This is a genomic window from Frankia sp. AgKG'84/4, assembly GCF_023242965.2.
Classification (GTDB): domain Bacteria; phylum Actinomycetota; class Actinomycetes; order Frankiales; family Frankiaceae; genus Frankia.
Genome location: NZ_JALKFU020000175.1, coordinates 1 through 9,315, shown reverse-complemented (window position 1 = coordinate 9,315; position 9,315 = coordinate 1). Strand labels below are relative to the sequence as shown.

Below are 9,315 nucleotides of genomic sequence, written 5' to 3'. Positions count from 1 at the left end.
ACGCCACCACCGGCGAACACCACCTCACCCTCACCGGCCACACCAACTGGGTGACCGGCGGCGCGTGGAGCCCCGATAGCACCCACATCCTCACCACCAGCTACGACCACACCGCGCGGATCTGGAACGCCACCACCGGACATCCGGTGGGCTGGCAACTCGTACACCTTCCAGATGGCGAGCTGGTAACCCTCACAGCCGACGGCGGTGTCGTTCTCGGTGCGTCGGGCGGGGCGTGGCGATGGCTCGGCTGGCTGGTGCCGCAGGACGGGAAGCTGGTGCGGCTACCCATCGAAACCTGGGGCGCGCTCCCGCCGCTGTCCGCACCACATCCGGGGGCATGACCGCCCGTCGTCCCGCCGACCATCGACGGCCGGTCCCGCGCCGCCGGCGCAGGATGGAACCATGCGGCTGCTACTGATTTCCGGAAGCACGCGCGAGGCATCGACGAACACGGCGGCGCTGCGCACACTCGCCGCGCTGGCACCGCCGGAGGTCGACGCGGTCGTGTACGGCGGCCTGGCAGACCTGCCGGCGTTCGTCCCCGGCGACGACGACGCGCCGCCACCCGCGGTCGGCGCGCTGCGCGCGGCCCTCGCCGTCGCCGACGCGGTGCTGTTCTGCACCCCCGAGTACGCCGGCGCCCTGCCCGGCAGCTTCAAGAACCTGCTCGACTGGACGGTCGGCACCGGCGACCTCTACGGCAAGCCCGCCGCCTGGATCAACGTCGCCGCCCCCGGCCGCGGCACCGGCGCCCTCGCCGAACTCGCCACCGTGCTCCGCTACGTCACCGTCGAGACCCTCGACGCGGCCTGCGTGTCCGCCCCCGTCACCCGCGACGCCCTCGGCCCCGACGGCCTCGTCCACGACGCCACCGTCCGCGCCGCCCTCACAACCGCCCTACACGCCATCCTCAACCACCTCGCCGCCCGAGACCTCACGAGTCCAGCCAGCGCGCAACCCCCACCGCCGACCACCGCAGGCTCCTGACCACCGAGGCAACACACCGCAACGGACGCGGTCTCCGCAGCCCACCGCGCTTTTGTCGGGTAGTCACAGCCCTGTCGCTCTACGTGCGATATCGTCCTTCCCGCGTCGCCAGTCACCGCGCCGGCCGAGGAGAGTCCGATTCGTCCCGCACGCCGCCGCCGACCGCCGACGGTCTCCGGCCGCATCACCCGCGCGGCGCCCGCTGCCGCCCGCCCGGCAGCGCGTCCCACCCACGCACCTGCCCGGCCACCCGGGCAGGCATGATCCATGGCCGAACTCGACCGCCCACGGCCAACGGACCCCTCCGACTCCCCCGCCCCGCCCACCGACGCCCCCAGCCCAGGCACCCGCGACGGCCTCAGTCCCCGCAGCGAGCCGGAACGCAAGGCCGCGCTCCTCGACAACCGCGCCGCCGCCCTCGACCGCGCCCCCGCCACCGACAAACCGCCGACGCCCACCAACGCCCGCCCCACCACCGCCCTCGACCGCAAACTCGACCGCCTCGAAGCCGCCGCCCTCACCCGCCGGTCCACACCAGACGCCCCGGAGCCGCCGCGCCGCCCACCCGCTGAACGCCCAGACACCCCCCGCAGCGATGCCGACGGCCCCCACGCGCCCGAGATCCGCGAGAAAGTCTACGAACACATCCTCCACGGCGAATGGAACAAGCGCGGCAAACCCGTCGGCTTCCACAGCGCCCCCGACGGCCAGCCACCAACCGACCGTCGGATCACGGCGGCGGGAACTCGGGACGCCAACGGCGCGTACTCGGCGGAAGTGGAGTTTCGCCACCCGACCACCGGCCAGTGGGCCAGGAAGGACGTGCCGAAACACACCATGTTTCCGGACTCGTGGTCCGCGGACGATATACGGACCGCCGTCCAGTCCGCCTATGAAAAGGCGTATGATCGGGATATCGCTCCGGCTCTTCGCGATGGGCTCAAGCCTGGTCGGATCTACGAGTCGCACAATGGACTACTCATGCAGCTCTACGTCGACCAGGACGGAAGACTGAAAACGGCCTTCCCAACGAACATCGAGGAGACTGATAACTAAAATGACCAGATGGATCTTCACCTCCGATGGATACCCGCATCTCGACGTCTCGACACCCGGCATCGACGCCAACACCAAGGATGCCGTCACGGACTTCCTCACCACCGATATCGGGCGAGGGATTCGCAATATCGCGTCGTACCGGGAGCGCTGGAAGAATGCCTGCGAAGGCGAACTGAATTCAGTACTCGGGAATGGCACGGAGCAGGAGCTGGAGGGAGATCGAGTCCGACTCGAATCCTTGTACGAGCAATGGGAAACCGTATATTTTACCGTTCCAGAGTTCGAGGAGCTGCTCGATGATTACGCAGCATTCGTAAAAGACGCCGACTGACCCAACCATCGGCCAGCCCTTTGCGAGCGGAAGTCGACTGACCGACGCCGGGTGCCGGCGCCCAACTTCCCGGCAAGGGACGAGAGAGACAATCAGTCCTCGCCGGAGAAGCGCTCCCAGGCGGCCTGCTTGGACACGCCGAGCACGGCGCCGATCCGGGTCCAGCTGATGCCCCGGCCGCGCAGGACGTGCACGTAGTCGTGGACGGCGGCATCGGCCTGGGCCACCACCGCGTGAACTTTGGTCAGGCCGGTCAGCCCCGACTGGACGGTCGGCACCGGCGACCTCTACGGCAAGCCCGCCGCCTGGATCAACGTCGCCGCCCCCGGCCGCGGCACCGGCGCCCTCGCCGAACTCGCCACCGTGCTCCGCTACGTCACCGTCGAGACCCTCGACGCGGCCTGCGTGTCCGCCCCCGTCACCCGCGACGCCCTCGGCCCCGACGGCCTCGTCCACGACGCCACCGTCCGCGCCGCCCTCACAACCGCCCTACACGCCGTCCTCAACCACCTCGCCGCCCGTGCCCGGGACACGGACAGTCCCGACCCAGGGGGCGAAACAGCCGTCCGCTGCCACCGATCGCTGATCGCCCGCGCTTCCCGCGTCCGCGACTGTCCGATTCTCCAGGTCACCACTCCATGGCCGGATAGTCACAATCCTGTCGCGCTACGTGCGATATCGTCCCTCCGAAGTCGTCTCGTCCTCGCGTCGGCCAAGGAGTGCCCGATCCGTCCCATACGCCACCGGCCGCCGATGACCTCTAGCCCCGCAGTGCCCTCCGTGCCTGTGCGGGCAGGTGGGCGGACGCGCCGCGAGGTGTGAACCATGGCCGAGTTCGATGTATCGCGACCGGCCGGCAGGCCCGCCTCCGACTCACTCGCTGCGCCAGCCGACGGCCCCGCACCGCCCCAGCGCGACGATCCGGGCTCCCGCAACGACAGCAACGTCGAACGCAAGGCCGCCATCCTCGACCGCCGCGCCGCAGAACGCGCCGCCGCCGATCCCTCAGCCGGCACTATCCCCTCGGCGCGTCTTAGCTCCACCGACCAACGTGACCCGGCACCCCGCCCCGACGCCACCGGCGACCACCCCCCGCCCGCCACCCGCCCGGCCACCTCAGTTGAACGAAAGGCGGCCCTACTCGAGTCCCGTGCCGCCGGCCTGGACCGGCCCCCATCCCCCGACCGACCGTCGACGACCCTCGATACCCGCCCACCCACCGACCTCGATCGCAAGCTAGACCGCCTGGAGGCCCGCGCTCTCAACCTCCTCTCCACTCCGGACGATGCGGCTTCGCAGCGCCATCAGCAGGCCGAACGCCCCACCACTGCGGACGCTGCCAGCCCACGCGACGCGGCCACTCCTCGCACCCCCGAAATCAGCGAGAAGGTCTACACGCACATCCTCCATGGCGAATGGAACAGACGTGGGTCGCCGGTCGGCTTCCACAGCGCCCCGGAGGGGCAAGCTCCACCCGACCGACGCCTCGCGGAAGTCAACCGTGTACTGGACAACGGCACCTACCAGGCCAGGCCTGAATTTCGGCATCCGACCACCGGCGAATGGCAGGAGAAGCGGGCCGAACTACACACCATGTTCCCCGACTCCTGGTCGGGCGAGAAGGTCCGCACGGCCGTCACAACCGCGTATGATCAGGTCTACCGGGATGTGGTGGCTCCGGCACTCGCCAAGGGCGAGAAGATCGAGCGAGACAGCCTCAGACACACATATGAAGGCGTAAAAATGCAACTCTACGTGTCACCGCAGGGCGACCTGAGGACTGCCTTCCCCATTCCCGAGAAGACCAGTGGAGAGAAGTCGTGACAACATGGCGGTTCATCCCTCGAAAGGGACGAGGAATAGATATCATCCAGCCGACTCTCGACGAAAACACCAAAGACGCGGTCCTTGATTTCCTCGAATCGGACGTCGGAAACTATTCGGGTGCGGTCGAGGAGTATCTCCGGTACTGGCACCGCGTTTCATCGGGCGAACTCGAAGCAGTCTCCGGAAATGGCACCGAGCAGACACGCGAAGGAGACCTCGTGCGCTTGGAGTCCCTGTACGACCAGTGGAAGACTGTATATTTTACGATCGCCGAGTTCGAGGAACTCCTCGAGGACTACGCAGCATTCCTACAGAAAGCCAACTGACCCGGATGTCGTCCGGCCCGGCCCTTTGCGAGCGGAAGTCGACTGACCGATGCCGGGTGCCAAGACCCGACTTTCGAGCGGGGGACGAGAGTGACAGTCAGTCCTCGCCGGAGAAGCGCTCCCAGGCGGCCTGCTTGGACACGCCGAGCACGGCTCCGATCCGGGTCCAGCTAATGCCCCGGCCGCGCAGCGCCTGCACGTAGTCGTGGACGGCGGCGTCGGCCTGGGCCACCACCGCCTGCACCTTCGCCAGGCCGGTCAGCAGGTCGTCGTCCGGCCGCTCGTCCCAGGAGCCGAAGGCAGGAGCGGGCTCATTGGCAATGATCATGACACAGAGGTCCACGCACTCGTTGCAGATGTAGACACCCGGGCCGGCCACCAGCTTGGTCACCGCGACCTTGTCCTTCGTGCAGAACGAGCAGCACAACGATTCCAGCCGGCTCTCGCCTGGCCCGGGGGTCCGTGTAGTCGCCATGGCGTCAAGCTAGCCTTGACGTCGCACCGCGTCAAGGTTGCCTTGACATGATGCTCTCAGTGGCCGTTGACAACTGATCCGAAAAAATCTTCGGCCAGGATGTCGAGAACCCGTGGCCGGCTCCGTCCCTGCTATGAACGCGGCCAGGATGGGCCGCAACACGGCACCGAGGAGACCCCATGGCCAAGTACCTGCTGCTCAAGCACTACCGCGGCGCCCCCGACGCGGTGAACAACATCCCCATGGACCAGTGGACGCCCGCGGAGATCTCCGACCACATCAAGTACATGCAGGACTTCGCGGCCCGCCTCGAGCAGACCGGCGAGTTCGTCGACGCCCAGGCGCTCGCCCCCGAAGGCATGTTCGTCCGGTTCGACGGCGAGGGCCGCCCGCCGGTCACCGACGGCCCGTTCGCCGAGACCAAGGACCTCATCGCCGGCTGGATGGCGATCGACGTCGAGAGCCACGAGCGCGCCGTCGAACTCGCCGGGGAACTCTCCGCGGCCCCCGGCGCGGGCGGCAGGCCGATCCACGAGTGGCTCGAGCTGCGCCCGTTCATGACCGAGCCCCCCACCATCTCGGAGTGAGCTCACCGGTGACCAGCTCCGAGGCAGGCAGCGCCCCGGCGAACGACGCCGGGGTCGACGAGGCCCTGCTACGCGGCCTCACGCCGAAGGTACTCGGGATCCTCGTCCGCCGCGGCGCCGACTTCGCGGCGGCCGAGGACGCCGTGCAGGACGCGCTGGTCGAGGCCGTTCGCACCTGGCCGGCCGACGCGCCGCGGGACCCGCAGGGCTGGCTGGTCACCGTCTCCTGGCGCCGGTTCCTCGACGCGACCCGGGCGGACACCGCCCGCCGCCGACGGGAGGACCTCCTCGACGAGGAACCGGCCCCCGGGCCCACCCCCGCGGCGGACGACACGCTGCAGCTCTACTTCCTGTGCGCCCACCCGTCGCTGACGCCGCAGTCCGCGGTCGCGCTGACCCTGCGCGCCGTCGGCGGCCTGACCACCCGCCAGATCGCCCAGGCCTACCTGGTCCCCGAGGCGACGATGGCGCAGCGCATCAGCCGCGCCAAACGCACCGTCGCCGACGTGCGCTTCGACCAGCCCGGCGACGTCGCGACCGTCCTGCGGGTCCTCTACCTGGTCTTCAACGAGGGCTACTCCGGCGACGTCGACCTTGCCGCCGAAGCGATCCGTCTCACCCGCCAACTCGCCACCACGATCGACCATCCCGAGGTCGCCGGGCTGCTGGCCCTCATGCTGCTGCACCACGCCCGCCGCACCGCCCGCACCGCGCCCGACGGCAGCCTGATCCCGCTCGCCGAGCAGGACCGCGCCCGCTGGAACACCACGATGATCGCCGAGGGCGTCAAGATCCTGCAGACGGCCCTCGCCCGCGACCGCCTCGGCGAGTTCCAGGCCCAGGCCGCCATCGCCGCCCTGCACGCCGACGCCCCCACCGCCGAGGACACCGACTGGGTCCAGATCGTCGAGTGGTACGACGAACTCGCGAAGCTGACCGACAGCCCGATCGTCCGGCTCAACCGGGCGGTGGCACTCGGCGAGGCCGACGGAGCACGCGCCGGCCTCGCCGCCCTCGCCACCCTGGATGACTCCCTGCCCCGCCACACCGCCGTCGCGGCCTACCTCCACGAACGCGACGGCGACCTGGCCACCGCCGCCCGCCTCTACGCCGAGGCCGCCCACAAGGCCCCCAACCTGGCCGAACGCGACCACCTGACCCGCCAGGCCGCCCGCCTCAACACCAGGCACGATCACTAGTACCGGTGGGGCCACATTCCGGCGAACGTCGTATCTGCCGGGCGTCGGTGCGCCGACCCGCGCGCACGTGCGCAACAAGCCGAAGGCGGACCAATCCGGTGTCCGCGAACGGCACGCGTCAAGTCCGTGGTTCGGCGGCCGCGGCCATGACCCGCCCTACGCTTCGGCTCCGTGCTCCGGAATCACCGGGAGCACCGGTGATCTGCGTACCGGCCTCCACGACTTTCGCAAGGAGACAAGCCGCGTGGCCACGACTCTCAACCAAACGACCGTTTTCGATTTCGCCCCCAAGGACCGGGAGGCGCTCGACGCCCAGGTTCGGGCGCTGGAGAACCTCGACCGCGCCGACTTCCGGGAGCTTTCCCCCGCCACCGCGGACCGGTTCGCCCAACTTCGGGGAGCCGGCACGTTCGCGTCCGTCAAGATTCCCGGCGCGGACCCCGACGTGCACCTCGACGCGGGTGTCTTCGTCCCGCTCACCGCCGGGCCGCACCCGGTCGTCGTCATGCCGGCGCCGCTCGCGCCGACCGGCTGGCGGTCCTATCCGGGAATGCTGCTCAACTTCGCGCTCAAGGGTTATCTCGCCGTTGCCTACAGCGAGCGCGGGTTGGCCGAGTCGACGGGGAAGATCGACGTCGCCGGACCGCGGGACCGGGCGGACGGCTCCGCCGTCATCGACTGGATCCTGGAGAACCACGCCGACCGGGTGAACCCGGACCAGATCGGTTTCGCCGGCTCGTCGTACGGCGCCGGGCAGAGCCTCATCATCGCCGCGCACGACGACCGGGTGAAGGCCGTCTGCGCACAGAGCGCCTGGGCGGATCTCGGCCGGTCGCTCTACGAGAACCAGACCAGGCACATCAAGGCATTCGAAGCCCTCGTCGCGCTGTTCGGCGAGGAGAACCTGTCCGAAGAGGTGCGCAGCGTCTTCGACGACTTCCGCAACAACAAGAACATCGACCGCCTGCTCGAATTCGCCGCGGTCCGGTCCCCCAACACCTACGTCGATCGACTGAACGCCCGCCGCGTGCCGATCTTCCTCGGCACCTACTGGCACGAGACGATCTTCTCGGTGCCGGCGGTCGTCGACTTCTTCAACGAGCTGCAAGGCCCACGCCGGCTGCTGGTGATGATCGGCGACCACGGCGGCGACGAGATCCTCGGCTTTCTCGGCGGGATCAGCCGACCGACGGCCACCACGTTCCGCTGGCTCGACCACTACCTGCTCGGCACGTCCAACGGCATCGGTGAGGACGGCAACGTCCACGCCGAGTACATGCACAACCTGTTCGATCTGCGCAAGTCCGCCGACTGGCAGTCGTACACCCAGCCGACCCGCCGCTTCTACCTCGACCAGCCGCGCCAGGGCGCCACGGACGGCGTGCTCACCTCCCGCCCCGCGTCCGGTTGGACGACGAGCATCAACGCCGGCACGGACACCTCCGCCGACATCGCCGAGAAGCTCATCCAGACCGGGATGCTCGAACGGCTCGGCGCGCCGGCCGTGTACGAGACCGCGTCGATCTCGAGGCGGGACGCGGCCGTCTGGGTGACCGAGCCGCTCGCCGCGCAGAGCCAGCTCACCGGAAACATCCGGCTGCGCGTCACGGTCCGCCCGTCGGCGGCGGCGGCCACCCTCGTGGCCCACCTGTTCGACGTCTCCCCCGGCACCGGCAAGGCGAAGATCATCACGAATGCGCCGTACACGCTGCTCAACGAGCGCGAAGGCGAGGCGCGCACGATCGACATCCAGCTCCAGCCCGCCGACTACCGCCTTCCCGCCAGCCACCAGATCGCCCTCGTCATCGACACGAAGGACGACTTCTTCGCCGACGACACCGTCCCCGGCAGCAGGATCGAACTCTCCTCACCGGAGGGCTCCGCGTCCTACCTGGAACTTCCCCTCGCCGATATCGCTCCCGGCGACTGACGAACCTTCCGCGACGTGACAGGCGTCCCGGGACGTGACGAACATCCCGGGAGGCGCCGCGCGGTGACGGGTTGGGCCCGGTCTGGCCACCAGCCGGGCCCAACCACGTGGCAAGGATCGGTTACGGACGCGCGCCGGCTAGGCGCACGCCGTGACAGCGAGTCTGTGGTCCGCCAGTGATCCGACCGACGCCGTCGTCAACCCAGCCGATCGGGGTTGGACAATGGTGGCGATGCCTTCGGATGCCTTCGCCGCACGCCTGGAGCACCTGCCGGACGCGGAGCTGGTCGCGCTGTTCCGGGCCCGGCCGGACCTGCTGATCAGGCCGCTTCCCCGCGGGTTCGACCAGCTCGCCCACCGGCTGGACAGCCCCCAGTCGCTCAGTCGCGCGCTCGCCGAGCTCGACCGCGACTGCCTGCGCGTCGGGATGGCCGCGGCCCTGCTGACCGTCCCGCCGACCCCGGCGCACATCGCCGCGTTCCTCGGCGCGCCGGTGGACGCCGTCGAACGGGTCGCCGCCGACCTGGTCGCCCGCGGCCTCGGGTGGCTCGAACCAGCCGACGGACCCGACGGCACGGCCGGGGACCGGGT

12 protein-coding genes and 1 pseudogene are annotated in these 9,315 nt (G+C 69.6%); 11 read left to right on the top strand and 2 right to left on the bottom strand.

Annotated elements, in window-relative coordinates; all coding sequences use genetic code 11:
• The 4 genes from MXD58_RS13005 to MXD58_RS12990 all read left to right on the top strand — a co-directional run.
• On the top strand, window positions 1-344 hold a 344-nt coding region (locus tag MXD58_RS13005; protein WP_248839790.1), incomplete at its 5' end, for a WD40 repeat domain-containing protein.
• A 61-nt stretch (window positions 345-405) separates the two neighbouring features.
• A complete protein-coding gene (locus tag MXD58_RS30305) occupies window positions 406-990 on the top strand; it encodes an NADPH-dependent FMN reductase (protein ID WP_284678286.1) in 585 nt (194 codons plus the stop codon).
• 267 nt (window positions 991-1,257) lie between these two features.
• Window positions 1,258-2,046, top strand: a complete 789-nt coding sequence (locus tag MXD58_RS12995) for an EndoU domain-containing protein (RefSeq protein WP_248839789.1) — start codon at window positions 1,258-1,260, stop codon at window positions 2,044-2,046.
• A 1-nt stretch (window position 2,047) separates the two neighbouring features.
• Window positions 2,048-2,380: a hypothetical protein gene (locus tag MXD58_RS12990; RefSeq protein WP_248839788.1), complete on the top strand. Its 333-nt coding sequence runs from the start codon at window positions 2,048-2,050 to the stop codon at window positions 2,378-2,380.
• Between the two features lie 92 nt (window positions 2,381-2,472).
• Here MXD58_RS12990 and MXD58_RS12985 read toward each other — a convergent pair whose 3' ends face one another.
• On the bottom strand, window positions 2,473-2,610 hold the full coding sequence (locus tag MXD58_RS12985; protein ID WP_248839787.1) for a hypothetical protein: 138 nt from the start codon (window positions 2,608-2,610) through the stop codon (window positions 2,473-2,475).
• 10 nt (window positions 2,611-2,620) lie between these two features.
• On the opposite strand from MXD58_RS12985, the gene MXD58_RS12980 reads away from it, so the two are divergent.
• The 3 genes from MXD58_RS12980 to MXD58_RS12970 are packed head-to-tail and all read left to right on the top strand — an operon-like array spanning window position 2,621 to window position 4,533.
• Window positions 2,621-3,202 carry a hypothetical protein gene (locus tag MXD58_RS12980; protein ID WP_250609353.1) on the top strand — a complete coding sequence of 194 codons (582 nt, stop codon included), beginning with the start codon at window positions 2,621-2,623 and terminating at the stop codon, window positions 3,200-3,202.
• 3 nt (window positions 3,203-3,205) lie between these two features.
• The gene (locus tag MXD58_RS12975; RefSeq protein ID WP_248839785.1) at window positions 3,206-4,204 is read left to right on the top strand and encodes an EndoU domain-containing protein; all 999 of its coding nucleotides are present in this window, start codon (window positions 3,206-3,208) and stop codon (window positions 4,202-4,204) included.
• Window positions 4,201-4,533, top strand: coding sequence for a hypothetical protein (locus MXD58_RS12970; protein ID WP_248839784.1), 333 nt, complete (start codon window positions 4,201-4,203; stop codon window positions 4,531-4,533). Before MXD58_RS12975 ends, MXD58_RS12970 begins: the two co-directional genes overlap by 4 nt.
• Before the next feature lie 97 nt (window positions 4,534-4,630).
• Here the strand turns inward: MXD58_RS12970 and MXD58_RS31100 are convergent, their stop codons facing one another.
• Window positions 4,631-5,008, bottom strand: coding sequence for a ClpX C4-type zinc finger protein (locus tag MXD58_RS31100; RefSeq protein WP_284678285.1), 378 nt, complete (start codon window positions 5,006-5,008; stop codon window positions 4,631-4,633).
• A gap of 179 nt (window positions 5,009-5,187) precedes the next feature.
• On the opposite strand from MXD58_RS31100, the gene MXD58_RS12960 reads away from it, so the two are divergent.
• From MXD58_RS12960 to MXD58_RS12945, 4 genes and pseudogenes are all read left to right on the top strand, one after another.
• Window positions 5,188-5,595 (top strand): YciI family protein, encoded by a 408-nt coding sequence (locus MXD58_RS12960; protein ID WP_248839783.1) that lies wholly within the window; start codon window positions 5,188-5,190, stop codon window positions 5,593-5,595.
• An 8-nt stretch (window positions 5,596-5,603) separates the two neighbouring features.
• On the top strand, window positions 5,604-6,794 hold the full coding sequence (locus MXD58_RS12955) for an RNA polymerase sigma factor (RefSeq protein ID WP_250609352.1): 1,191 nt from the start codon (window positions 5,604-5,606) through the stop codon (window positions 6,792-6,794).
• Window positions 6,795-7,038: 244 nt separating this feature from the next.
• Complete coding sequence (locus tag MXD58_RS12950) at window positions 7,039-8,724, top strand: CocE/NonD family hydrolase (protein WP_248839781.1); 1,686 nt, start codon at window positions 7,039-7,041, stop codon at window positions 8,722-8,724.
• A gap of 232 nt (window positions 8,725-8,956) precedes the next feature.
• A pseudogene (locus MXD58_RS12945) lies at window positions 8,957-9,315 on the top strand (helicase-associated domain-containing protein); the annotation flags it as partial.